This is a genomic window from Ramlibacter sp. (assembly GCF_041916345.1).
GTDB lineage: Bacteria > Pseudomonadota > Gammaproteobacteria > Burkholderiales > Burkholderiaceae_C > Ramlibacter.
On sequence record NZ_JAYRZR010000060.1, the window covers coordinates 1 to 24,377 of the forward strand.

The following is a 24,377-nucleotide window of genomic DNA, read 5'->3' on the forward strand; positions in this document are numbered from 1 at the left end:
GGAGGCCGGTCCCTGGTATTCGTAGGCTGGGGTGGAGCGCAGCGCAACCCCAGCGTTCCTGCGATCAGAACCGCTCCGCCGCCCCCAGGAACCGCCACTGCCCCACCGGCAAGCCCGCCATCGGCACACTGCCGATGCGGATGCGGCGCAGCGCCTGCAGCCGCAGGCCCACCTGCTCGCAGAGCCACGGCACCTGCTCCGGCGTGATGCCCTTCACCGCGAAACGCAGCCGCGTCTCGCTCTGCCAGCTCACGCGGGCCGGCGGCAGCGTCTGCCCCTGCGCCACCAGCCCGCGGCCCAGTCGCTCCAATCCGCCGGGGTGCATGGTGCCGGTCACGTCTGCGATCAGCTCTTGCTCGATCCAGGCCGCGTCCTCGGTGAGGCGGCGCAGGATGCGGGGATCCTGGCTCAGCACGGTCAACCCGCTCGCCGGCATGGGCAGTTCCAGCAGCACCCGCAGGCCGCCCGCCTGGGCCCTGGCCACCGGCACGCGGGAGGGGTCGGCGGCCCAGTGGTTGGCGCCGCTCGGCAGGGCCAGCGCCTCCGCCGTGGGCATGCCCGCCGGCTTGTGCAGCAGCAGCGTGACGGGGGCGGGCGGCGGCAGGCGGGCGCTGGTGTCGATCGCCACCTGCTGGGTGGCGCTCACGCGGTGCTGCGGCAGCACCACCGGCCGGCCATCCACGGTCACCCGCCCGTCGGTGATGTACTGCTCGGCCTCGCGGCGCGAGCAGGGCACCCGGGCCGCCACCACCTTGGCCAGCCGTTGCGTGTCTTCGTCTTCTTCAGCCATGCCGGCCTCCCAGTGCATCCCGGTAGCGACGGCTGCAGGGCACCACGCTGCCGTCCTTCATTTTCAGGCGGGCGTCGCCCGAGTCCAGCGGTTCGATCTCGGCAATGCGGTCCAGGTTCACCGCGTGGCTGCGGTGCACCCGCACGAAGCGCGCGGGGTCGAGCTGCGCCAGCAGGTCGGACAGCGTGGATCGCAGCAGGTAGTCGTGCCCGTTCACGTGCAGCCCCACGTAGTTGCCCTGGGCCTGCAGCCATTCGATGTCGGCCGCCGCGATCAGGAATTCGCGCCGCAGCTTGCGCACCAGGAAGCGCTCGGGGCGGACAGGGGGCGGGCGGTCCGCCGCTGGTGCCTCCGGCTCATCCAGCAGCCGCACCTCGCCCTGCGCGCGCAGCAGCACCAGCCGGTAAGTCCACAGCGCCAGCAGGATCAGCACGTAGCTGCGCAGATCCTTCAGCAGCTCGTAGCCGAACAGGCGCGGCCAGTCCGGCGCGGCGGCCGGCTCGCCCAGCGCCGCGTACAGCGCGCGCCGCAGCAGCGTCATGCCGACCACGTGAAGCAGGCAGAAGCCGAAGCCGCCGGCCACATGCGCGGCCAGGCTGCGGCGCCAGCCGGCGCGCTGGATCGGAAAGCGCCGCTCCCAGGCCGCGACCACGGGCACCAGCAGCCCGACCGCGATCACGCTGGTCAGCTCCCAGGCCAGCGGCTGCCAGTACGGCAGGTTCCTGCCGGCACGGTGCAGGTCGATCCAGCTCACGACGCTGTTGAACAGCGCCTGCAGGCCGAGCACCACGACCCAGAAGCCGATCTCGGCCCGGCGGCGCCACGGCTGGTAGCGGGCCAGCCAGCCGGTGGCGGGTGCGGCTGCGGCGGGCTCGTCCATGCGGCGAGTTTAGGGCCGGCCCCCTCGTCCCGCCCGGCCACCGCTCGTCCCAGACGGCCGGCGGGTCGTCCCATCGGCGCCCGCGGGCCGGGGCGGGCCCGCCAGACTGCGTGGCGTCGCGCCCCCCCGCCACTGACCACGCCCATGACGCCCATGCCCCGCCGCCACGACATCGATGCCCTGCGCATCCTCGCTTTCGCCCTGGTGATGCTCTACCACGTGGGCATGTACTACGTGGCCGGTTGGCACTGGCACCTGAAGAGCCCGCAGGCGCAGGAGTGGCTGCAGATCCCGATGCGCGCGCTCAACCTGTGGCGCATGGACCTCGTGTTCCTGGTCTCCGGACTGGCGCTCGGCCTGCTGCAGCGCAGCCGCAGCGGCGCGCAGGGCCTGCTGGGGTCGCGCAGCCGGCGCCTGCTGCTGCCGCTGGCCTTCGGCATGGCCGTCGTCGTGCCCTACCAGGCCTACGCGCAGGCCGTGGCCAACGGCAGCGTGGCGCCCGGCCTGGCCGACTTCCTGGCGCGCTACTTCACCGGCGGCCCCTGGCCGCGCGGCGCCTTCGACGGCGCCGAGTTCGGCGTGACCTGGAACCACCTGTGGACGCTGCCCTACCTGTGGGTCTACACCGCCCTGGTGGTGCTAGCGGTGCCCTGGCTGCGCAGCCCGCCCGCGCAGCGGCTGCAGGCGCGCTTCCTGGCCTTGCGCGGCGGGCGGCTGGCCTGGCCGGTGGCGCCGCTGATGGCGGCCTCGCTCCTGCTCTGGCCGCACTTTCCGCCCACCCACGACCTGATCGCGGACGCCTGGCTGCACGCGGTCTACTTCACCGTGTTCCTGTATGGCTGGTGGATGGGGACCGACGCCGGCTGGTGGGACGAACTGAAGCGCCTGCGCGCCCCGCTGCTCGCCGCGGCGCTGCTGATGATGGCGCTGCACTTCGGCCTGCGGGCCGCCGCGCTGGAGGCGCCTCAGCCGGCCCTGCGCATGGCCACGCGGCTGGCGGCCGACGCCGCCAAGTGGGCGATGCTGCTCGCGATCCTGGGCTGGGCCTGCCACGCGCTCAACCGCCCCTGGCGCTGGCTGCCGTGGGCCAACGAGCAGGTCTTTCCCTGGTACGTGCTGCACCAGACCGTGACCATCGCGCTGATCGTGGCGCTGGCGCCGCTCGGCCTGCCGCTCGGGTGGGAGGCCATGCTGCTGCTGGCCGGCACCGTGGCCGGCTGCTGGAGCGTCACCGCCGTCGTGCGGCGCATCGGGGTGCTGCGGCCGCTGTTCGGCCTGAAGCGGGCTACGAGCCTTGCGTCAGCGCGGCCTCGATGTCCTTCGCCAGCGACGCCGGCGCATCCTGCGGCGCATAGCGGCGAATGACCTGGCCGTCGCGCCCGACCAGGAACTTGGTGAAGTTCCACTTGATGTTCTTCGATCCCAACAGGCCGGGCGCCTCGGCGCTGAGCCACTGGTACAGCGGATGCGCGTCCGCGCCGTTGACGTCGATCTTCGCCATCATCGGGAAGCTCACGCCGTAGTTCAGCTGGCAGAACTGCGCGATCTCGCCGTCGCTGCCGGGGTCCTGCGCGCCGAACTGGTTGCAGGGGAAGCCCAGCACGACGAGCCCGCGCCCGCCATAGGCCTTGTGCAGTTCCTCCAGGCCGGCGAACTGCGGCGTGTAGCCACAGGCGCTGGCGGTGTTCACGATCAGCAGCACCTGGCCCTTGAACTTCTTCAGGGGGACGGTCTTGCCGTCGATCTGGCGCGCCTCGAAGTCGTAGACAGTGGTCATGCCGCGGATTGTGCGCCGGCGCCGGCGGCCGTGGGGCGCGAAGGCCACGCCGACCACGCCGCCGTGGCGACAATCAGCGCCCCGCCGGCCAGCACCTGCGGATCGAGCCGGGCCGCGCCGAGCGCCACCGCCGACAGGCTGGCGAACACCACCTCGGACAGCATCACCAGCGCCGTGGTGTGGGCGGCCAGTCGCGACGCACCGTACTGCAGGGCCAGGTTGCCGGCGAGGAAGGCAACCGACAGGCCCAGCCCCAGCACCAGCCAACTGGCCTCGGGTGCCGGCAGCGCCGCCACGCTGCCCTGCGCCAGGCCCGCCAGGGCCACCGCGCCAGCCGCCACCGTGCCGCCGCCGAACATGGCCAGCACGCGCTGCGGCGCGGGCGTGGCGTGCAGGCGTCGCAGCAGCACGTTGGTGAGCGCGAAGGAGAAGCCGCCGGCCAGCGCCAGCCAGTCCGCCAGCGCGCGCGGCCAGGGCAGCCCGGCCCCCTGCGGCGCCAGCACGATCGCCACGCCGGCCAGGGCCAGCACCACCCGCGCCAGGCCCGCCAGGTGCGGGCGCTCACCGAGCAGCAGCCAGGCCAGGCCCACGGACCAGGCGGGCATCAGGTAGAACAGCAGCACCACGCGCACCACGTCGCCGATGGTGACCGCCCAGTTGAAGCCCACGTTGGTCATGCCTGCCGACGCCGCCAGCAGCCACAGCCAGGGCTGGCCGCCCCAGCCGCGCACCGCGCCCGGCCGCGCGGCCAGCAGCACGAGCAGCGACACCAGGTAGATCAGCGCGGTGGACCACAGCGGGTGCACGCCGCGGTCCTGCAGTTCACGGAACGGCCACCACGACAGGCCCCAGACGAAGGCGTTGAACACCAGGGCCAGCACGGCCGCCGGCGCGGCGCCGCGGCCGCCCTCAGCCATGCCCGTGGTCGTGGCGGGCCACCTCCAGCAGGTGCTCCACCTCGTCGCGGTGCACGCGGCAGTTGTGCTGGTGCCAGCGCTGGATGGCGTACATCACGCCGGCCACCACCACGCCGAAGGCGGTGATGGCGCCGAAGGCCGACATGCCCAGGCCGGCCGAGAGGCTGTAGAAGGCACCCAGGCCCAGGATGCAGGCCTGCTCGTTGAAGTTCTGCACGGCGATGGACCGGCCGGCGCCCATGAGGTTGTGGCCCCGGTGCTGCAGCAGCGCGTTCATTGGCACCACCAGGAAGCCGCCCAGGCCGCCCAGGAGGATGAGGAAGGGCGCGGCCACCCAGACGTTGTCGATGAAGTTCATCGCGATCACCAGGATGCCCATGGCGATGCCCAGCGGCATGACGGTGGTGGCGCGGTCCAGCTTCATGCGCACCGAGGCCACGATGGCTCCGACGGCGGTGCCCAGGGCCACCACGCCGGTGAGCGCCGAGGCCTGCGTGGTGCTGTAGCCCAGGGCGGCGGCGCTCCAGGCGAGGATGATGTAGCGCAGGTTGCCGCTCACGCCCCAGAACAGCGTGGTGGTCGCCAGCGAGATCTGGCCCAGCTTGTCGCGCCACAGGCGGGCATTGCAGCTCCAGAAGTCAGGCACCATCTCCAGCGGGTTGCTCGGCATCGGCCGCATCTCCACGCCGGTGTGCGGAATGCGGGTGTTGAACCACGCCGCGATCGCGTAGATGAAGATCAGCATGAAGATCGCCGCCTCGGGCGGCGTGTCGATGCCGGTGTCGATGACGGGGAAGTCCAGCGAGAGCAGCCGGCTGCCGATCGCCTGGCCCACGAGCTGCCCGCCCATGAGGATGCCCAGGATGATGGAGGCGATGGTGAGCCCCTCGATCCAGCCGTTGGCCTTGACCAGTTGCGAAGGCGGCAGCAGCTCGGTGAGGATGCCGTACTTGGCCGGCGAATAGGCCGCGGCGCCCAGGCCCACCACCGCGTAGGCGATGAGCGGGTGCACGCCGAACAGCATCATCAGGCAGCCCACCACCTTGATGGCGTTGCTGATGAACATCACCCGCCCCTTGGGCAAGGCGTCGGCGAAGGCACCCACGAAAGGCGCCAGCACCACGTAGAACAGCGCGAACATCGGCACCAGGGCGGCCGCCTGCCAGGCCGGGGCCTTGGAGGTCTTGAGCAGTTCGACCGCGGCGATGAACAGCGCGTTGTCGGCGAGCGACGAGAAGAACTGCGCCGCCATGATGGTGTAGAAACCGCGCTTCATGCGTCTGGATCGTGCGGGTCATCAGCGCGGCTGATGACGGTCATTCTTTGCTCTGTCTCCTGGCGACACGGGGTTATATCACGCAGGGTAATGACAGAATGACCCCGGAGACCGTCAGCCCATGCCACGTCCGATCCAGGCCACCATCCACACCGCCGCCCTGCGGCACAACCTCGCACGCGTGCGCCAGAGCGTGCCCGACGCCCGTGTCTGGGCCGTCGTCAAGGCCAATGCCTACGGCCACGGCATCGAGCGTGCGTATGAAGGTCTGCGCGGCGCCGACGGCTTCGCGCTGCTGGACCTGGCCGAGGCGGAACGGGTCCGCGCGCTGGGCTGGCGCGGCCCCATCCTGCTGCTGGAGGGCGTATTCGAGCCGCGCGACCTGGAGCTGTGCTCGCGCCTCGGCCTGTGGCACGCGGTGCATTGCGACGAGCAGATCGACATGCTGGCGGCGCACAAGACGCAGGTCGGCCACCGCGTGTTCCTGAAGATGAACTCCGGCATGAACCGGCTGGGCTTCCGGCCCGAGCGGTTCCGCGCCGCGTGGGCGCGGCTGGATGCGTTGCCACAGGTCGACGAGATCTCTCTCATGACGCACTTCAGTGATGCCGACGGCCCGCGCGGCATCGCCCACCAGATGCAGGCCTTCGCCGAGGCCACGCGTGACCTGCCCGGTGAGCGTTCGCTGGCCAACAGCGCCGCGGTGCTGCGCCATGCCAGCGACCTGCAGGTGCGCGCCGACTGGGTGCGGCCCGGCATCGCCGTCTATGGCAGCGCGCCGGATTTCCCCGAACACTCGGCCGCCGAGTGGGGCCTGGCGCCCACCATGACCCTCGCTTCGCGCCTGCTCGCAGTGCAGCAGCTGCAGCCGGGTGACACCGTCGGCTACGGCTCCAGCTTCACCGCCGCCGAGCCCATGCGCGTGGGCGTGGTCGCCTGCGGCTATGCCGATGGCTACCCGCGCCACTGCAGCACCGGCACGCCGGTGCTGGTGGATGGGGTGCGCACCCGGCTGGTCGGCCGCGTGAGCATGGACATGCTGATGGTGGACCTCACCCCCGTGCCGCACGCGCGCTTCGGTACCGAGGTCACGCTGTGGGGCCGCGCCGCGAACGGCACCTGGCTGTCCATCGACGAAGTGGCGCAGGCCGCCGGCACGCTGGGCTACGAGCTGATGTGCGCGGTGGCGCCGCGGGTGCCGGTCGTCGTCGCGGATTGACTGGACCGCCTTCGCGAGCTGGAGTGCGGCGGGATCGCTGGGGTTTCGCTGTTGCTCCACCGCCAGCCTACGGCGGGCAGCAAGGGGTTGGTTTTCGTAGGCTGGGGTGCAACCCCAGCGTTTTCGCGCCCTCAATCACGCAACGCCCGCAAGGCGCCCACCACGGCGCCGACCCCGCCGCTCTCATCCTGTGAGCGTGTAGCAATGCCCAGCTCGCGCCAGAGCCCGGGCGCCAGCGGCCGGGTGACGATGCGCGCATCCGGCATCGGCGCCTGCGCCTCGTGCGGCAGCAGCGCGGCGCCGAAGCCCGCGGCCACCAGGCTCTTGATCGCGTCGTTGTAGTTCAGCTCCATCCGGGCGCGCACGCGCAGGCCCGCGGACGCGAACCACTCGGCCGTCATGCGGGAGAGCCGCGTGCTGGCATCGTTCAGGATCAGCGGCCGTGCGGCCAGCCACTGCGGGGTGATCCGCTTCGGCGCCGCCCACGCCGCCGGCAGGAACGCCAGCACCGGATCGCGGCGCCAGCGGGCGATGCGCACGCCCGGCACCGCTGCTTGCGGCAGGGCCACCAGCGCGATGTCCAGCGTGCCGGCCGCGAGCCGCGCCATCGAGTCCTGCGAGGTCAGCACCTGAGCCTGCACGTCGATGCCCGGCCGATCCCGCGCGAGCTGTTCCAGCGCGCGCGGCAGCAGATGCGCGATGGCCCCGGTGGACGCGCCCAGCCGCACCGCGCCGCGCTCGCCCTGCGCCTGCTGCCGCGCACTGGCGACGGCCTCATCCATCTCGGCCAGGATGCGCCGGGCCCGCGCGATGAAGTCGCGGCCCAGCGCGGTGGGCACGGCCGGCCCGCGCCCGCGCAGCAGCAGCGTGCCGCCCAGGCGCGCCTCCAGGTCGGCGATGTGCAAGGTCACCGTGGGCGGCGCCAGGTGCAGCGCCTGTGCGGCCGCCGCGAGCGAGCCGAGGTCGGCCGCGGTCACCAGGGTGCGGAGATGGTCGAGGCTGGGTTCGCGCATGGCTTCAGTGTTGCTGAATCTGGGCTTCCGCATTCTCGTCTTTTCATGAAGCCCGCGCCGCCGCACCATGCAGGCCTGTTCCATCCCCGCCACGAGCCAACCGTCATGAAACCCGTGATCCACGTCGAAGGCGACCAGGGCACCACCGGCCTGCTGATCCTGCAGCGGCTGCACGGCCGCGATGACATCACCCTGCGCACGCTGCCGCCGGCGCAGCGCAAGGACGAGGCCGCCCGTCGATCGGCGCTGAACGACTGCGACATCGCCATCCTCTGCCTGCCCGACGCGGCGGCGCGCGAGGCGGTGAGCTGGATCGAGAACCCGCGTGTGCGCGTGATCGACGCCAGCTCGGCGCACCGCACCACGCCCGGCTGGACCTATGGCCTGCCCGAGCTGGACGCGGGCCAGCCCGCGCGCATCGCCCACGCCACGCGGGTGAGCAACCCGGGCTGCTATCCCACCGGCGCCGTGGCGCTGCTGCGGCCGCTGGTGGCCGCTGGCCTGGTGCCCGCGGACTACCCGTTCGCGATCCACGCCGTCTCCGGCTATTCCGGCATGGGGCGCGCGGGCGTGGAGGCCTATGAAGCCGACGGCGCTTCGGCCCTGCCGGCCCTGCAGGTGTACGGGCTGGACCTGCGGCACAAGCACGTGCCCGAGATCGCGCACCACGCGGGCCTGGCCTTGCGGCCGATCTTCGTGCCGGCCTATGGGGCCTTCCGGCAAGGCATCGCACTGACCATCGCGCTGCACCTGCGCCTGTGCGCGCCCGGCGCCACACCCGCTGCGCTGCACGCCGCGCTGGCCGCGCACTATGCGGGCCAACGGCATGTGCGCGTGATGCCGCTCGATGCCACGCCCGGCGGCCCGCGCCTGGACGCGCAGGCGCTCAATGGCACCAACGACCTGCAGCTCACCGTCGCCGCGAACGACGAGTCGGGCCAGGTGGTGCTGGCCGCCGTGTTCGACAACCTGGGCAAGGGCGCCAGCGGGGCGGCGGTGCAGAACCTGGATCTGATGCTGGGCCACTGAGTCCACGTCACGGGCCTTGCCCCGCGCCGCTGCGGCATGGATGATGCGTGCGGAGTCACCCATGAAATCATTCGGCAAACGCGCGGCCGGCGCCCGGCTGGAACGCATGCGCGCCTCGCGCCTGTGGGCCGGCGACGGCTTCCGCAACATCCATCCTGTCCTGCCCGGGCTGCGCGACACCACCGCGCCACGGCCGACGCTGCGCGAGTTCCTCGCATCCGACGGTCGCCGCTTCCCGCTCGGCCCGTTGCCCTCGGTGGATCCGCATGCAGGTTGGCGCCAGCCACCCGGCTCAGGCCTGCGCGCCACCTGGCTGGGCCACTCCACCGTGCTGATCGAGATCGACGGCCTGCGCGTGCTGACCGATCCGGTGTGGGGCACGCGGGCCTCGCCCTCGCGCCTGGCCGGGCCGCGCCGCTTCCAGCCGGTGCCGCTGCCGCTGAAGGCCCTGCCGCCGGTGGACTTGGTGGTGATCTCGCATGACCACTACGACCACCTCTGCTACCCCACCATCCGTGAGCTGGCGCGCACGCCGGTGCCCTTCGTCACCTCCCTTGGCGTGGGCGCGCACCTGGAGGCTTGGGGCATTCCGGCGCACCGCATCATCGAGCTGGACTGGTGGGAGTCGCACCAGCTGCCCGGCGCCGAACTGCGCATCCATGCCGCGCCGTCACAGCACTTCTCCGGCCGCGGCCTGAAGGACCGCAACGCGACGCTGTGGTCGTCGATGGTGATCGAGTCGCCGCGGCACCGCGTCTTCTTCAGCGGGGACACCGGCCTCACGACCGAGTACGCCGCCATCCGCGAGCGCTTTGGCGCCTTTGACCTGATCATGCTGGAGGTGGGCGCGCACCACCCGTCGTGGGGCGACATCCATCTGGGGCCAGTGAATGCATTGGAAGCGCACCGGCTGCTCGGCGGCGGCGCCTTCCTGCCCGTGCACTGGGGCACGTTCTCGCTGGCCCTGCATGCCTGGGACGAACCCGCCGAGACGCTGCTCGCGCTGGGCCCGCAACGCGGCGCGCAGATGCTGATGCCGCGCCTGGGCGAGCCGGTGGAGCCCGCGCACGGGTCGGCCGCCGTGCCGTGGTGGCGCGCGGCCGACCACCCCAAGGGCCGCCACGTGGCGCGGCAGCCAACGGCGGAGGCGCCGCCCAAGGCCATGCCTTGGCCGCCGGACTGAGCGGCGGCCAAGAAAAAAAGGGCGCCCCGTCGAAACGGGGCACCCTTCATGGGGTCAGGCCCTCAGGCGCGTGCGCCCTCAGCCCTTCACGCACACCACCTGCTTGAGCGTGTGCACCACGTCCACCAGGTCGGCCTGCGCGGCCATCACGGCGTCGATGTCCTTGTAGGCCGCGGGCGTCTCGTCGAGCACGTCCTTGTCCTTGCGGCATTCCACGCCCTCGGTGGCCGCGCGATGGTCGGCCAGGGTGAAGCGGCGCTTGGCCTCGCCGCGGCTCATCACGCGCCCGGCGCCGTGCGAGCAGGACTCGAACGATTCCGGGTGGCCCTTGCCGCGCACGATGTAGCTGCGCGCGCCCATGCTGCCGGGAATGATGCCCAGTTCGCCCGCCTTGGCGCTCACCGCGCCCTTGCGGGTGACGTAGACCTCCTCGCCGAAGTGGCGCTCGCGGCTCACGTAGTTGTGGTGGCAGTTCACCGCCTCGATGTGGCTCTGGAAGCTCTTGCGGATCACGGTCTTGGCCGCTTCGATCACGCGCTTCATCATCAGCTCACGGTTGATGGCCGCGAACTTCTGCGCCCAGCCCACGGCGCGCACGTAGTCGCCGAAGTAGCGGCTGCCTTCCTCGAAGTAGGCCAGGTCACGGTCCGGCAGGTTGGCCTGCTGGCGCATCGCGTCCTGCTTCGCCAGCTCGATGAACATCGTGCCGATGAAGTTGCCCACCCCGCGCGAGCCCGAGTGCAGCATGAACCACACGCTGCCCGCCTCGTCCAGGCAGACCTCGATGAAGTGGTTGCCCGTGCCCAGCGTCCCCAGGTGCTGGATGTGGTTGGTCTTGGCCAGCTTCGGGTAGTCGCGGCACAGCTCGGTGAAGCCCGGCTCCAGCTGCGCCCAGGCGGTGTTCACCGATCCGGGCGGCTTCTGCCAGGCGCCGGGGTCACGGCTTCCGGGCTGGCGGCCGTGCGGCACCGCGCGCTCGATCGCCTCGCGCAGCGGCCCCAGGTTGTCCGGCAGGTCTTCCGCGACCAAAGTGGTCTTGCAGGCCATCATGCCGCAGCCGATGTCCACGCCCACCGCCGCCGGGATGATGGCGCGCAGCGTCGGGATCACCGATCCCACCGTGGCGCCGATGCCGTAGTGCACGTCGGGCATGGCCGCGATGTGGCGGTGGATGATGGGCAGGCGCGCGGCATTGGTCAGCTGGCGCTTCGCCGCGTCTTCCACCGGCACGCCGCGCGTCCACATCTTCAGCGGCACGCCGCCGGGGATGTCTTCGTGGATGGGTCCTTGTTCCTGTTCGTTCATGTTGTGTTTTCCTGTGAGGCAGCCGCCGCGCGCGGCCCTCTCTCAGGCCACGTGCAGCAGGCTGCGCTTGATGCGGGTGCCGACGCGCTCGATGCGCCGCCAGCCGCTTTCGTCGTTCATCGTGATCCACCGGCGCTCCTCGGCGCGGTAGAACCAGTCCTTGTCCTGCTGGTAGAACACCTGCGTGCCAGCTGCCTCCCAGATGTTCACGATCTCGTTGCCGTGGGCGCGGATCTCGCTGAAGTCCGTGGTGGCCTTCTGGCCCATCTCGCTGTAGTAGCCATTGAGCTCCAGCAGCAGGCCGTTCACGTCGCTGGGCAGGCGCTCGGCCTTCAGGCCGATCTTCACCGCCTCGTCCAGCAGGATGGGATAGCTGTGCGAGGGGTACTTCGAGTTCAGCGTCGCGGCGATGCGCTCGGCCGTGGCCTCGTCGGCGATGTGGTTGGCCAGCAGCTCGCGGCACAGCATGATCGAGAGCGACTCGGCGCGATCCACCGCGCCGATCACCAGCGGGTGCACGTGCTGGAACAGGGACTGGTACGGGTTCTCCGACTGGTCACCCCGCTGCTCGCGCCACAGCCGGATCACCCGGTTGAGTTCGTCCAGGCTCACGCTGACCCGCTCGTTGTCGCGGTCCACCGGCGACAGCGCGTGGTTCAGCGAGGTGTCCACGGCTGTCAGGTACGCGGTTGGGCCCATCAGGATCCGGTCGCAACCCAGCGCGATCATCGTCGCGGCGGAGGCGCACTCCAGCGGCACCAGCGCCACCAGGTGGCGACAGTACTGCCGCAGCAGGTTGACCAGCCGCAGCGAGACCTGGCCGCTGCCGCCGTCACTCTTGATGAACAGGTGGATCGTGTCGTGCGGGCCGATGCGGCCCAGCACGTCGTAGAGCGCCACCACGTCCGAGTGGCACACCGAGCCGCGCGGGTTGTTCCAGTAGGTCACCAGCGGCCCGCCGAGCCGCTCGGCGATCTGGGCGATGGTGGCCTGGGTCTTCGCGAACAGCACGGGCGGCTGCTTGATGCGGGGCTTCTTCTCGTTGCTGGTTTCCATGGTTCATTCTCCTCTGACAGGGAGGTGGCGGCCGCCACCTCCCGTTCGGGTCCCGCCGCCAGCCGCCGGCCCGGATGCTCAGCGCAGCTTCACCAGCCCGTTGAGCACCTGGTCCAGACCGCCGAAGACGGAGATCTTGTCGATGCGCTCGGCCACGCGCTCCAGCGTCTCCAGCTCCTTCAGGCGCAGGGCGACGGGGTTGTCCTCCATCACCTTGGCCGTGTTCAACAGGGAGCGCGTGGCGGCGGTTTCCTCGCGGCGGCGGATCACGTTGGCCTCGGCGGCCTTGCCGGCCTCCACCACCTGGGCGAGGATGGTCTTCATCTCGCCCGGCAGCACAATGTCCTTCACGCCCACGCCTTCGAGCTGCAGGCCGTAGCCGGCCAGCCGCCCGGTGACCTGGGCGGTCACGACCTCGTCGATGACCGTCTTGTTCTCCAGCAGCTCGTCCAGCGAGCGCGTGCCCACGGCGGCGCGCAGGCCGAACTGCAGCTCGCGGTACAGGTGGTCGGCTGGCTTGGCCAGCGCGCGGAAGGCCTGCAGCACGTCGGTGTAGCGCCAGGTGGCCGAGAGGTTCAGGCGCAGCGCCACCTTGTCACGGGTCAGGATCTCCTGGCCCGTGACTTCCAGGTTCTGCAGGCGCAGATCCACCAGCTCCACGGCCACGGTGCGGCCGTAGCGCCAGAAGGCGTGCGGGCCCGGCGCCAGCAGGCGCTCCAGGCGGCCATCCACCCACAGCAGGCCGGCGCCGTGCTCGGGCACCTGCGCCTGCAGCACGCCGGTCAGGCCGGTGACGGCGCGGTCGCGCAGCTGCGTCTGCACCAGGCGCGCGGCCAGTTCGGCCGGCACCTCGGCGCCGCCGGCGATGTCGATCACCTCCACGCGCACGTCCTTCGGGCCCTGCCAGTACAGGCGGCGCGTCGCGGGCGGCAGCAGTTCCACCAGCGTGCCGTTCTCGGTGCGCAGGCCGACCTGCGTCTCGCCCAGCGCCACGGGCACGAACTCCGCGGCCACCAGGGCCGGCTCGCTGGCCATGAGGTAGTCCGCCAGGGCGTGATTGAACGCCGGCTGGTCGAGCGTGAAGGTCTCCACCTGCAGCGTGTCGATGCCGGGGATCAGCCAGTGGGTGCCGGGGCGCAGCACGCGCTCGAAATCGCCGTTGCGCAGCAGCAGGGCGCGTTCGTTCTTGCGCACGGTGGCGCGTTGGACCAGCTTCGTCATGATGTTCTCCTTGTCGTGAAGCGGGTGGGAATGAGGGGTGCCGGCACAGGGGTCGTCGCGGGCATCGCATGCCAGGGCGCGGGAACCCGGGTGCGCGTCGGCGGGGGTGACGGAGGCTCCCTGCCTCGGCTGGCCCGGGCCGCGCGGCCCCGCTTGCGCGGTGCACGGGCGGCGGCCGCTGTTTGCGCCTTCAACCGCACGCTCAGGTGAGCGCGTAATCTCCGGCGCGGCCGGCGGAGGGTCTTGCGACCCGTTGCTTCTGGATGAAAGTCCAGGTTTGGAGCAGGATTCGAACCCGCGACAGACGACGGATGAGGTCGTTGCTCTACCCAACTGAGCTATCCAGTGGTGGACCACCCGGGAGTCGAACCCGGCGGCTTGCGCCTCGACCAACGATGGTCCGTATCGACCGTTTCCAGCGGCGCGGCATGGACGGCGACGACGGGCGGGCCCGGTCGCCGCCCACCGGCGGGGTTCACGAACCCCAGACCTGTGAGCGCTCGCCTTTCGCGGCAGATTCAGTGCAGGCGCGAGCCCTTGGGCAGGCGCGCGCGCAGCCAGTCATGCACGTCCGCGCGGATGGCGCGGCCCTGCAGCAGGAAGTCTTCGAAGCGGCTCGGCACGTAGGGCGCGAACAGCAGGGGCATGCGGGCTTCGTCCGGCGTGCGGGCCGCCTTGCGCGCGTTGCAGGCGCGGCAGGCCGCCACCAGGTTCATCCAGCTCCAGGCGCCGCCGCGCGACAGTGGCACGATGTGCTCGCAGGTCAGGTCGGCGTCGGCGAAGACTTCGCCACAATAGGCGCAGGTGTGGCGGTCGCGGCGGAACAGCTTGGCGCGGCCGAAGGCCGGCACGACATCGAACAGGTTGATGCGCGGGCGGCCGAGCAGCGCCACGATGGGCGGCACCTCGATGCGCGACTGGCATCCGCTCGCCACGTTGATGCCGCCGCGCAGCACGGCCAGCGGGCGGTCGCCCTGCGTCCATGCCACCGAGCCCAGCGCCAGTTGCACGGCCGCCTGCTCGAGCGAGATCCACGCCTGCGGCGTGCCCTGGATGTCGAGTTGCAGCACGTGGCTGTGGGTGGGTCGTGGCATGGGTGGCCTCCTTTCAGGGCCGGCGTTGGAAAGGGCGGGGCCACCCGCGGGCGGCTCAGCGCAAGGTGATGCCGCGTGCCTGCGCCCAGCGCTCGAGCACGTTGCGCTCCAGCGCGTCGGCCAGGCGGTTGCCGAAGCCGCGCACCTGCACGGCCACGTTACGGGCGTCGACCTCGACAGTCAGCAAGCGATCGACGCGGCCCTGCACACAGCGCCGCAGCGACCAGATCGACGCTTGGCCAGCCAGGCACTTGCCGGCATAGGTCGATACGCAATGACGCATCGCGCGGCTTTCGAGCACCAGGTCCTCGGCCTGCTTCAGCTGGCGCACCACGTAGCGCTCGCCCCGGGCCTTGGCCTCCCGGGTCGACGGTGCCCATTCCCAGTCGGCCAGTGGCGAGCCGGGCCACGTGGCGGGCGCGGCCGGGCCGCGGGCGGCCCGCCCGAACGCACGGCGGCGCAGGGCTTCGATCCGCTCGATCGCCGCGATGTCGCGGTGCCACTCGTGCATCCGACGCAGCAGCGCGGGCAGCGTGCGACCCGCCAGGCAGTAGCCCGGGTCCTGCTGGCGGCAGGCCTGCAGGTAGTCGCACAGGTCGTCGATCGTCTCAACCGGTGCCGTGTGCGCGCAGAAGAACCGCGCCACCTCACGCCAGAACACGATGTCGCCGCGCGGCGCGCGGGCGATCTTCGAGCGCGCCACGCGCAAGGCCGTGGCCGGGTCGCTGGTGAACGACCGCGCGATGGCGAGCCAGAACGCGGTGTCGAAGGCCAGGTGGGCCGGCGACTGCAGGAAGGCATGCACCTCCTTGCGCGTGAGCCATGCGCCGGCGCCCTCCTTGTAGAGCGAGCCGCCGCGGGCCGCGATCACGTACCAGCGTCGGCGCAGACGGATTTCGTCGGCGGCCAGGCCGGCGTCGTCCTGCCAGATCCGCTCCAGCACGGGCGTCACCGGATAGCGGGCGAACAGGTGGCGGGCCGCCGCGAGCCGCAAGCGACCGGCGTCGCGGGACTTCATCCGCGGCTGCCAGGTGTGCGGCTCGCGCACCGTCTCGCCCGCATGGCCGCGCATGGCATCGTCCAGCGCGCGGTCGAAGTCGGGCGCGGCGCGCGCAGGCAGCGAGGTGCGGCGCAGCGCGGCCTCGCAGCGCTGGATTCGTTCGCGCTCGGCGTCCTGCCTGCGCTGGATCATCGAGCGTTTCATCGGTGTGAAGAGGTGGGTTGGAAGATGCCGGTGATCGGCAGGGCAAAGGGGTGGATTCGTCCGGTCACGGGTTCCGGCGCCGCCCTATCTTTGCGGCCGGTTTCCAGCCGGGCAGGCTCGCGCCGGCCCGGTTGTTGATCTGAATCCACTTCGGCTGTGCCCGAGCGCGAGCATCCCGTCGGATGGGGGACTCGCTGCACGTGGCGCCGCGGCGGCCGCGCACATCCCGCGTCCCATCCACCTTGTCGCGTGGACGCGGAGTGCAAGGACACACCCGAAGTGGGGCCGCAGGCGGCCCGGAGGGGCGCGCCATGCGACCTTTCTTGACGAAGCGGGCGGCCGGCCAGTACCGGTGCCGCGCTTCGTGGCAGGTTGTGAAAGAACCATCCCCCGCACCCCGATCGGCGCGGCGGGGCGACCCCTTGCGAGGTCGCGGCCAGAAAACAAAAAGGCCCGGATCCTGGTGAGGAATCCGGGCCATGCTCCGCATGGAGCCGCGGGGGTGCGCCTAGGCGTCGCCCCCTCCCGGATCGTCGTGGTCCTCCCGCATCGCGCAGACGCCAACGCGGGCCCATGGGGCCTGCATCGCGAATGCATACCCGGCCTGGCGGTAGCCAGGGTGGGCGCGGTGCGTGAGGACGGTCGGTGTCACTTGGTCGGTTGTCGATTCGTTTCTGGGTCACGCGGCGCGCGGCCTGGGCCTTGCGTCGTGTGGGAGGCGGACTGTAAAGAGTGTTTATGGTGGCGTCAAGGGGGTGTGGTTTGGATGCCTCACCCACCCACCATCGCCTGCAAGATGCTGAAGTGGTCATCGTGAAACTGCGCCTCCAGCGAGGCGACGTCGGTGACCGGCACCCACGTCGCCTCGCTCGCATCGTCGCTGCCACGCACCTCCGGCAACGGCCCGTCCCCCAGGTCGAAGAGATGCGCATGCGTGATCACCCGCCCGCGCTGGCTGCGGTCCGGGTGATCGAACACACGCACGGCGCGCAGCGCGGCCTGCATGGTGGAGGGCAGCAGGCGCAGGCCGGTCTCTTCTTCCAGTTCGCGCAGCGCCGACTGGTAGACCGTCTCGCGCTGTTCGAGAAAGCCACCCGGCAAGGCGAGCAGGCCGCGCCCCGGCGCGCGCCCGCGGCGGATCAGCAGCACGTGGCCGGCCTTGCGCACCACCGCATCCACCGTCACGAAGACCGGCGGATAGGGCGCGGTGTCCCACAACGCACGCTCGCGGGCCAGCGCCCGCCACTCCTCGCGCAGGGGCGCGAAGCAGGGCAGCTCGGCCCAGGCGCGCAGGAATTCCACCGTGGTCGGCGGCACCTGGCCGGCGATGGCGGCCAGCGCGGCCGGCAGGTGGTCCGTGGTGAACAGCGCGGCCCGCAGCGCCTTCGCATGCAGGTCGCCCTGGTGCCCGATGTCCACCAACCGCCAGTCGGGAAAGCCGGCCAGGTACTCGCTGGTGGCGTCCTTGCGGTGGCCGACCAGGGCCACGCGCGTGCTGCGGTCGGCACCGCTGGCCGCCACCGCCTCGCGCACGGCAGCGGCCCAGCGCGTCTCGTCGTAGTAGTCGCGCACCGGCGCGAACTGCACCCGCGCCGCCTCCGCGGGTGTGAGCGACAGGCGGATCATCTCCGCGCGCTCGCCCCAGGTGAAGGGATTGCGCGGGGTGCGTGCCTGATGCGCGGAGCCGATCACCACCACCACGCGAGGGGCGAGGTCCAGCGCGCGCCGCAGCACCGCGGCCTGCCCGTGGTGATAGAGCTGGAAGCGGCCGATGCACACCGCCACGTCGAATGATTCGTTCATGAAGCCTCCTCAGTCGTGATGGGCCGCGATGGGCATCTGGCGGCCGGCGCCGAAGGCGCGGCCGCGCAGGCGGATGATGGGTGGGGCCTGGCGCCGCTTGTATTCGTTGCGCGCGACGAGGCCGTGGATGCGCCGCACCAGGGCCGCGCCCTCGGGCCGTTCCTGCAGCGCCTGCACCACTGCCTGCGCCCCGGCGTGCTCCGTGGCCGGCAGGCGCGTGCTTTCGATGTGCAGCTTCAGGATCGCATCGAGCACGTCGTACGGCGGCAGGCTGTCGCTGTCCCGCTGATCCGGGGCCAGTTCGGCCGACGGCGGCTTCGTCAGGATCGCTTCCGGGATCAGCGCGCGACCCGCCACGTCGTTCATGTGCCGGGCGAGCGCGAATACCTCGGTCTTGTACAGGTCGCCGATAGGCCCCAGCCCGCCGTTGGTGTCGCCGTACAGCGTGCAGTAGCCGACCGAGATCTCCGACTTGTTGCCGGTGGTCAGCAGCAGGTGGCCGAAGGCGTTGGAATACGCCATCAGCACCGTGCCGCGCACGCGGGCTTGCAGGTTTTCCAGCGGCACACCGGCCAGGGGCTGGCCGAATGCCGCCGCGAACCCGGTCTCGAAGGCGGCCACCGGCTCGCGGATCGGATGCCGCAGCAGCGGGATGCCCAGCTCGCGGCACAGCGCCTCGGAATCGTCCACCGAGCCGGTGCTGGAGAACCGGCTGGGCATGGTGATCGCGGCCACGTTCGCGGCGCCCAGTGCCTCCACCGCCAGCGCGAGGGTGAGCGCGGAGTCGATGCCGCCGGAGCTGCCCACCACGGCGGTGCTGAAGCCGCAGCGACGCGCGTAGTCACGGATGCCCAGCACGATCTGCCGCCGCTGGAACTCGGGCGTCGGCAGGCCGTCGCGCGGCACGGCCGGCGGCAGCGCGCCCTGCAGCAGGAAGCAGCCGCGATCCACCTCCATGGTGATGCCCGCGGTCTCGAAGCGCGGCGCCTCCCACGTCACGCGGCCATCCGCCTCCACCGCGAACGAGGCCCCGTCGTAGACCAGCTGGTCCTGCCCGCCGACCTGGTTCACATACAAGATGGGCAGCCGGTGGCGCGCGGCGGCGGCGCCGAAGATGCGGTGCCGCTGCTCGCGCTTGCCGATGGCACTGGGGCTGGCGTTGATGGAGATCACCAGGTCCGGCGCGGCGTCGGCCAGGTGCTGGAACGGGTTGACCGGGTAGTCCTCGGCGGCGTCGTTCCAGCCGTCCTCGCAGATCAGGAAGCCCACCCGCGCGCCGGCCACCGGCAGCAGCCGGGCCACGTCCGGCCCCGGCTCGAAGTGCCGGCGCTCGTCGAACACGTCGTAGGTGGGCAGCAACTGCTTGGCGTACGTCAGCAGCACCTCGCCCGCGTGCACCACGCGCAGTTCGTTGCGCAGCGGCTTGCCAGGGCCGCCGTGGCGCGCCGGCAGGCCCACCACCCAGTGCAGCGCGGGCATCTGGCGGCTGGCGAGCAGCAGGTCCTGGAAGGCGGCCTCCGTCCGGTCCAGGAAGGCGGGATCCTCCAGCAGGTCACCCGGGTAGTAGCCGGTGAGCGACAGCTCGGGAAAGACCACGAACGCGGCTTCGGCGGTGCGAGCGGCCCGCGCCGCCTCCACCATCAGCCGCAGGTTGCCTTGCAGGTCGCCCACGGTGGGGTTGATCTGGGCCACATGGATGCGCAGCATGAAGCGCCTCCTTCAGTTCGCGACGCCGAACACCTGGCGCAGGTAGGCCAGGAAGGTCGCGTCGTCGCAGATCGTCTTTCCGGGTGAATCCGACAGCTTGGCCACCGGCTGGCCATTGGCATGGGTGAGCTTCATCACGATCTGGATCGGCACCAGGCCGCAGTCGTTGGTGAGGCTGGTGCCGATGCCGAAGCCCAGCTGCGTGCGGTCCGCGAAGTGCTCGTACAGGCGCATGGCCGCGGGCAGATCCAGCCCGTCGGAGAACACCAGACGCTTGGTGTGCGCGTCGATGCGCAGCCGCTGGTAGTGCGCCAGCGCCTTCTCGCCCCAGGCGACCGGGTCGCCGGAGTCGTGCCGCAGGCCGTCGAACAGCTTGGCGAAGTACAGGTCGAAGTCGGCCAGGAAGGCATCCATGCCCACCACGTCGGTGAGCGCGATGCCGAGGTCGCCGCGGTACTCCTGCACCCAGTCCTCCAGCGCCGCGCGCTGGAAGTCGCGCAGGCGCACGCCCAGAGCCTGGAAGGTCTGCAGGTACTCGTGCGCCATGGTGCCGATGGGCACCAGGCCCAGTTCGCGCGCCAGCATCACGTTGGAGGTGCCCTTGAACACGGCGGACGCCTGGTCGCGCAGCGTGGTCACCACCTCGCGCTGCCACTCGCCGCTGAAGCGCCGGCGCACGCCGAAGTCGAACAGCTCGAACGGGTGGGCGCGCGGCGGCCGGGCCGTGAAGTCGCGCAGCAGCGCCACCTTGTCCGCGAGGCGCCGGCGCCCTTCGGCCAGCGCGGCGGCCGCATCGAAGCGGCGGAAGTGCAGCTCGTTCACGATGGCGAGCACGAAGATCTCGAACGCCATCACGTGTACCTGCGGGCCGATGGCCTGGATGCGCAGCGCGTCGCCCTCGGCCCAGGCCCGGATGAAGTCGCGCTGGAAGCTGAAGAGGCGCAGGAAGTCGATGAAGTCGGTCTTCATGAAGCGCAGGCCGCGCAGCCACGCCAGCTCCTCCGGGCGGAAGCGCAGCGTGCACAGGTGATCGAGCTGCGCATTCACCTCGTCCAGCAGCGTGGCCAGCGGCAGCTGCGGCACGTTGCGGCAGACGAAGGTGTATTCCGCTTGCGTCTGCGGATGCCGGTGCAGCAACGCCTGCCACATGGTGAACTTGTACAGGTCCGTGTCCAGCAGGCTGGTGATCACGGGGCGGAAGGCGGCGGTCATGGGGACTCCGTTTCGGTGTTCGTCAGGCCAGGCGGTTCAGCGCTTCGGCCGCGGTGGTGACCACCGTACCGCGCTCGCGCATCGCCTGCAGGAAGGCCTGGCCCTGCGCCTCGAAGCCCGGCACTGGGCTCATGCAGTCGGCCAGCAGCACGATCTTGCCCGCATCGGCCAAAGGCAGGTGGCCCAGCAGATGCTCGGTGGTGGCCCGTACGCAGTGGCTGCTGGCTTCACCGGCGATGAAGATGCGGTCGCCGGCATCCAGCTCGGCGACGAGCGCGGTGTTCAGCTGGGTCAGCGGGTCGTCGGCCAGCGGCACCTCGGCCTGCAGCGCGCTGTAGTTCTCCGTCCAGGGGTTCAGGCCCTTGAGCACCTTGCGCACCGGCGTGAGCGCGGCGGCTTCCCAGCGGACATAGGCGTCGCGCACCGGCGCGTACACGTTGTGCCCCCAGGTGCCGATCTCGCAGTGCACCGGCCACACCATCAGCGTGTAGCGGCCGCCGGCCTCCAGCGCGTCCAGGTAGGCCAGCACGCGGGGCAGGGCCGCGAGATCGCGCGGCAGGTAGCGCGCGGCGCGCACGTCATCGGCGCGGATGGCGGTGAAGGGCTGCACCGCGGCGCCATCGCCCTGGCGCCAGAAGCCGGGCCGCTCGATGCCCACGCTGTGGTGCGAGTCCAGCGTGACGAAGAGCTGCGCCAGGCGGGAGCCGGCGGCGTCGATGAAGCCGGCCAGCCGGGCCATGTCGGCGGCGGCGCCTGCCACCGGCAGGGCGGCGCCGGGAATGTCCATGAAGTCGTTCTGCGGGTCGATGAGGAGCAGGTGGTTGCGGGTCATGGTGCGCCTCCTTGCGCTTTCGGTTGGACTGTACAACCGTTGTGAGTTGCATAGTACAACCTTCCGCCAGAATTGCAAGTCCCTGCCGTCCCCGCGAAGGCGGGGACCCAGGAGATCCGGGCCCGTCACCCTCTCCAGGATTCCCGCCTGCGCGGCAACGCTGGGCGCACCGGCCTTTACCATGTGGCCCTTTGGCAAGCCCCACGCCCATCCATCCGGAACCGCCCGCATGAAGTTCAAGAAGATCGCCCTCGGCCTGCTGGCCGCCCTCGCCGTGGCCGGTACCGCCGGCTGGTTCAGCCTGGACAAGGAGACGCGGGGCCTGCTGGCCACGTTTCCCACCAACCGGGACCTGCTGTTCTGGTCGCAGCCGCAGCGCGATGCGGCCTTCCGCGCGCTGGACCGCCTGCCGGTGCTCGCCAAGGCGCGCGCCATTCCCGCGGGCGGCACGCCCATGGCCCTGCCGCCCGGTCCGCCGCTGAAGCTGCCGGTGGACGTGGATGCGTACATGGCCGGCCAGCGCAGCGCCGCTCTGCTGATCGTGGTGGATGGCAAGGTGCGTCTGGAGCGCTACGGGCTGGATTTCGACGCCGCCGGCCGCTGGACCAGCTTCTCCGTCGCCAAGTCGATGACCTCCACGCTCGTCGGCGCGGCCCTCAAGGACGGCCACATCAAGAGCATGGACGACAAGGTCAGCGACTACATCCCGCAGATGAAGGGCTCGGCCTATGACGATGTGAGCATCCGCCAGCTGCTCACCATGACCAGCGGCGTGAAGTGGAACGAGGACTACGGCGACCCGAACTCCGACGTGGCGAAGTTCAACAACCACAAGCCGGAGGAGGGCGTGGACGCGCTGGTGAGCTACCTGCGCCGCCTGCCGCGCGACGTGCCGGCTGGCACGCGCTGGAACTACAGCACCGGCGAGACCAACCTGGTGGGCGTGCTGCTCGCGCAGGCGGTGAAGAAGCCGCTGGCGCAGTACCTGAGCGAGAAGATCTGGGTGCCCGCCGGCATGGAGCAGCAGGCGACGTGGATCCTGAGCAAGACCGGGCAGGAGATCAGCGGCTGCTGCATCCAGGCCGCGGCACGCGACTACGCGCGCTTCGGCGTGTTCATCGCCAATGGCGCCCAGGTGAACGGCCAGCCCATCGTGCCCGAGGGCTGGCTGGCCGAGGCCACCACCGCGCGCACCGGCATCGGCCAGCCAGGCCGCGGCTACGGCTACCAGTGGTGGACCTACGACGACGGTACCTTCTCCGCGCGCGGCATCTTCGGCCAGGGCATCTTCATCGATCCGCAGCGCCGCATCGTGATCGTGTCCAACGCCAACTGGGCGAATGGCGCGCGCGACAAGGTGGCGAGCGACGCGCGCGAGGCGTTCTACCGCACGGTGCAGAAGGCGGTGGCGGACGAGGCGGCCGCCGCCAAGTAGCGCACACGGGCCATGTGCTCCAACTACCAGCCCGTCACCCGCGGCGACCGCATGCTCGCCTTCTTCGGCGTGGAGCGCGACTTCACGCGCGAGGTGCCGCCGGAGGCGTATCCGCTGCACGTGGCGCCCTTCATCCGGCTGGCCGAGCCGGGCTCAGGGAACAAGGTGATGGCGGGGCTGGGGCAGTTCGGGCTGCTGCCGCCCTTCGCGACCGAGGTCGCCTACGGCCGCCGCACCTACAACGCGCGGTCGGAGACGGTGCACAGCAAGCCCAGCTTCCGCCAGGCCTGGCGGCGCGGCCAGCGCTGCATCGTGCCGGCCGAGGCGGTGTACGAGCCGCGCTACAACGACGACCTGACCGTGGAGCGATGGATCGTGCAGCAGCCTGGCGCCGTGCCCATGGGCATCGCCGGCATCTATGACTGCTGGAAGGGCCCGGACGGACGCGACCTGTATTCCTTCGCCATGCTCACGGTGAATGCCGACGGCCACCCGGTGTACGGCCAGTTCCACGAGCCCGGCGAAGAGAAGCGCATGGTGGCCATCCTCGACCCGCGCGACTACGAGGCGTGGCTCACCTGCCCGGTGGCCGACGCCATGCGCTACGTGAAGGCCTGGACAGGCCCGCTGGAGGCCTTCGCACGGCCGCGTCCGCCCCGCGCGCCGCGCGCCGCCAGCGGCCAGACCGTCGTGCCCAGGCGCAAGCCCCAGCCGCCGGAGAACGGTCAGCTCTTCTGAACGCGCGACGGCCGCTGCTCGACCGTCCCCACGCCGCCCCGGTCATCTGCGGCGCCCTACACTCGGCCGATGTCCTTGTGGTGGCTGCTTGCTCTTCCGTTTCTCGCCAGCGCCGTGGCCGCGCTGGCGTCCACCCGTTCCCGCGACGCCCTGGCGCTGCTGGCCGGCGGCGTGGCCGTGTGCAACGCCGTGCTGCTGGGCTGGCAGTTCAGTGCCATCGCCGATGGCGGCGTGGTGCAGGCGCGGCTGGCCTGGCTGCCCAGCCTGGGCGTGGACCTGATCCTGCGCATCGACGGCCTGGCCTGGCTGTTCGGCATGCTGGTCAGCGTGATCGGCGCGCTGGTGGTGCTGTACGCCCGCTACTACCTGTCGCAGGAGGATCCGGCCGCACGCTTCTACTCGCTGCTGCTGGCCTTCATGGGCGCGATGCTGGGCGTGGTGCTGTCGGGCAACCTGATCCAGCTGGTCGTGTTCTGGGAGCTGACCAGCGTCTTCTCGTTCCTGCTGATCGGCTACTGGCACCACCGCAAGGACGCGCGGCGCGGCGCCCGCATGGCGCTGGTGGTCACGGCCGCCGGCGGCCTGTGCCTGCTGGGCGGCGTGCTGCTGCTGGGCCACATCGCCGGCAGCTACGAGCTGGACCGCGTGCTCGCCGCCGGCGAGGCGGTGCGCGCCCATCCGCTGTA

22 protein-coding genes and 1 tRNA gene are annotated in these 24,377 nt (G+C 71.2%); 7 read left to right on the forward strand and 16 right to left on the reverse strand.

The window, feature by feature from the left end; translation table 11 throughout:
- Positions 1–64 precede the first annotated feature (64 nt).
- Positions 65–790, reverse strand: coding sequence for an RNA pseudouridine synthase (locus ACE3T5_RS14810; RefSeq protein ID WP_374668838.1), 726 nt, complete (start codon positions 788–790; stop codon positions 65–67).
- On the reverse strand, positions 783–1,670 hold the full coding sequence (locus tag ACE3T5_RS14815; RefSeq protein WP_374668839.1) for a LytTR family DNA-binding domain-containing protein: 888 nt from the start codon (positions 1,668–1,670) through the stop codon (positions 783–785). The genes ACE3T5_RS14810 and ACE3T5_RS14815 overlap by 8 nt, the downstream gene beginning before the upstream one ends.
- A gap of 153 nt (positions 1,671–1,823) precedes the next feature.
- Between ACE3T5_RS14815 and ACE3T5_RS14820 the strand changes: the two genes are divergently transcribed.
- The gene (locus tag ACE3T5_RS14820; protein ID WP_374668840.1) at positions 1,824–3,035 is read left to right on the forward strand and encodes an acyltransferase; all 1,212 of its coding nucleotides are present in this window, start codon (positions 1,824–1,826) and stop codon (positions 3,033–3,035) included.
- On the opposite strand, the gene ACE3T5_RS14825 is transcribed toward ACE3T5_RS14820, so the two are convergent.
- From ACE3T5_RS14825 to lplT, 3 genes are read right to left on the reverse strand one after another with little or no spacing between them, the layout of a single operon-like run.
- The gene (locus tag ACE3T5_RS14825) at positions 2,956–3,447 is read right to left on the reverse strand and encodes a glutathione peroxidase (protein ID WP_374668841.1); all 492 of its coding nucleotides are present in this window, start codon (positions 3,445–3,447) and stop codon (positions 2,956–2,958) included. The two genes, ACE3T5_RS14820 and ACE3T5_RS14825, sit on opposite strands and share 80 nt — an antisense overlap.
- Positions 3,444–4,364: a DMT family transporter gene (locus ACE3T5_RS14830; protein ID WP_374668842.1), complete on the reverse strand. Its 921-nt coding sequence runs from the start codon at positions 4,362–4,364 to the stop codon at positions 3,444–3,446. Before ACE3T5_RS14830 ends, ACE3T5_RS14825 begins: the two co-directional genes overlap by 4 nt.
- Positions 4,357–5,640: a lysophospholipid transporter LplT gene (gene lplT / locus ACE3T5_RS14835; RefSeq protein ID WP_374668843.1), complete on the reverse strand. Its 1,284-nt coding sequence runs from the start codon at positions 5,638–5,640 to the stop codon at positions 4,357–4,359. The genes ACE3T5_RS14830 and lplT overlap by 8 nt, the downstream gene beginning before the upstream one ends.
- A 121-nt stretch (positions 5,641–5,761) precedes the next feature.
- On the opposite strand from lplT, the gene alr reads away from it, so the two are divergent.
- Entirely contained in the window at positions 5,762–6,859 is a 1,098-nt protein-coding gene (alr, locus tag ACE3T5_RS14840) for an alanine racemase (RefSeq protein WP_374668844.1), read from the forward strand.
- 131 nt (positions 6,860–6,990) lie between these two features.
- Here the strand turns inward: alr and ACE3T5_RS14845 are convergent, their stop codons facing one another.
- Positions 6,991–7,872 carry a LysR family transcriptional regulator gene (locus tag ACE3T5_RS14845; protein ID WP_374668845.1) on the reverse strand — a complete coding sequence of 294 codons (882 nt, stop codon included), beginning with the start codon at positions 7,870–7,872 and terminating at the stop codon, positions 6,991–6,993.
- Between the two features lie 105 nt (positions 7,873–7,977).
- Here ACE3T5_RS14845 and argC point away from each other — a divergent pair, with 105 nt between their 5' ends.
- Positions 7,978–8,901: an N-acetyl-gamma-glutamyl-phosphate reductase gene (gene argC, locus ACE3T5_RS14850; protein ID WP_374668846.1), complete on the forward strand. Its 924-nt coding sequence runs from the start codon at positions 7,978–7,980 to the stop codon at positions 8,899–8,901.
- A 61-nt stretch (positions 8,902–8,962) separates the two neighbouring features.
- Positions 8,963–10,084: an MBL fold metallo-hydrolase gene (locus ACE3T5_RS14855; protein WP_374668847.1), complete on the forward strand. Its 1,122-nt coding sequence runs from the start codon at positions 8,963–8,965 to the stop codon at positions 10,082–10,084.
- Positions 10,085–10,162: 78 nt separating this feature from the next.
- Here the strand turns inward: ACE3T5_RS14855 and ACE3T5_RS14860 are convergent, their stop codons facing one another.
- The 10 genes from ACE3T5_RS14860 to ACE3T5_RS14905 all read right to left on the reverse strand — a co-directional run bounded on the left by ACE3T5_RS14860 (position 10,163) and on the right by ACE3T5_RS14905 (position 21,518).
- Positions 10,163–11,389: an RtcB family protein gene (locus ACE3T5_RS14860; protein WP_374668848.1), complete on the reverse strand. Its 1,227-nt coding sequence runs from the start codon at positions 11,387–11,389 to the stop codon at positions 10,163–10,165.
- A gap of 42 nt (positions 11,390–11,431) precedes the next feature.
- Positions 11,432–12,445, reverse strand: coding sequence for a hypothetical protein (locus tag ACE3T5_RS14865; RefSeq protein ID WP_374668849.1), 1,014 nt, complete (start codon positions 12,443–12,445; stop codon positions 11,432–11,434).
- 78 nt (positions 12,446–12,523) lie between these two features.
- Entirely contained in the window at positions 12,524–13,666 is a 1,143-nt protein-coding gene (locus tag ACE3T5_RS14870) for a slipin family protein (RefSeq protein ID WP_374668850.1), read from the reverse strand.
- A gap of 278 nt (positions 13,667–13,944) precedes the next feature.
- Positions 13,945–14,010, reverse strand: a tRNA-Met gene (locus tag ACE3T5_RS14875).
- A 174-nt stretch (positions 14,011–14,184) separates the two neighbouring features.
- Positions 14,185–14,760 (reverse strand): HNH endonuclease, encoded by a 576-nt coding sequence (locus ACE3T5_RS14880; protein ID WP_374668851.1) that lies wholly within the window; start codon positions 14,758–14,760, stop codon positions 14,185–14,187.
- 55 nt (positions 14,761–14,815) lie between these two features.
- Complete coding sequence (locus ACE3T5_RS14885) at positions 14,816–15,952, reverse strand: PcfJ domain-containing protein (RefSeq protein WP_374668852.1); 1,137 nt, start codon at positions 15,950–15,952, stop codon at positions 14,816–14,818.
- A 783-nt stretch (positions 15,953–16,735) separates the two neighbouring features.
- Positions 16,736–17,767, reverse strand: a complete 1,032-nt coding sequence (locus ACE3T5_RS14890; RefSeq protein ID WP_374668853.1) for a bifunctional nicotinamide-nucleotide adenylyltransferase/Nudix hydroxylase — start codon at positions 17,765–17,767, stop codon at positions 16,736–16,738.
- A gap of 9 nt (positions 17,768–17,776) precedes the next feature.
- Positions 17,777–19,474: an NAD+ synthase gene (locus ACE3T5_RS14895; RefSeq protein ID WP_374668854.1), complete on the reverse strand. Its 1,698-nt coding sequence runs from the start codon at positions 19,472–19,474 to the stop codon at positions 17,777–17,779.
- 12 nt (positions 19,475–19,486) lie between these two features.
- On the reverse strand, positions 19,487–20,686 hold the full coding sequence (gene pncB, locus ACE3T5_RS14900) for a nicotinate phosphoribosyltransferase (RefSeq protein WP_374668856.1): 1,200 nt from the start codon (positions 20,684–20,686) through the stop codon (positions 19,487–19,489).
- 22 nt (positions 20,687–20,708) lie between these two features.
- Complete coding sequence (locus ACE3T5_RS14905) at positions 20,709–21,518, reverse strand: cysteine hydrolase (RefSeq protein WP_374668857.1); 810 nt, start codon at positions 21,516–21,518, stop codon at positions 20,709–20,711.
- A 229-nt stretch (positions 21,519–21,747) separates the two neighbouring features.
- On the opposite strand from ACE3T5_RS14905, the gene ACE3T5_RS14910 reads away from it, so the two are divergent.
- From ACE3T5_RS14910 to ACE3T5_RS14920, 3 genes are all read left to right on the forward strand, one after another.
- Positions 21,748–22,953 (forward strand): serine hydrolase domain-containing protein, encoded by a 1,206-nt coding sequence (locus tag ACE3T5_RS14910; protein WP_374668858.1) that lies wholly within the window; start codon positions 21,748–21,750, stop codon positions 22,951–22,953.
- 12 nt (positions 22,954–22,965) lie between these two features.
- Entirely contained in the window at positions 22,966–23,691 is a 726-nt protein-coding gene (locus ACE3T5_RS14915) for an SOS response-associated peptidase (protein ID WP_374668859.1), read from the forward strand.
- Positions 23,692–23,760: 69 nt separating this feature from the next.
- Positions 23,761–24,377: proton-conducting transporter membrane subunit (locus tag ACE3T5_RS14920; RefSeq protein ID WP_374668860.1), on the forward strand; the 617-nt coding region annotated here is incomplete at its 3' end.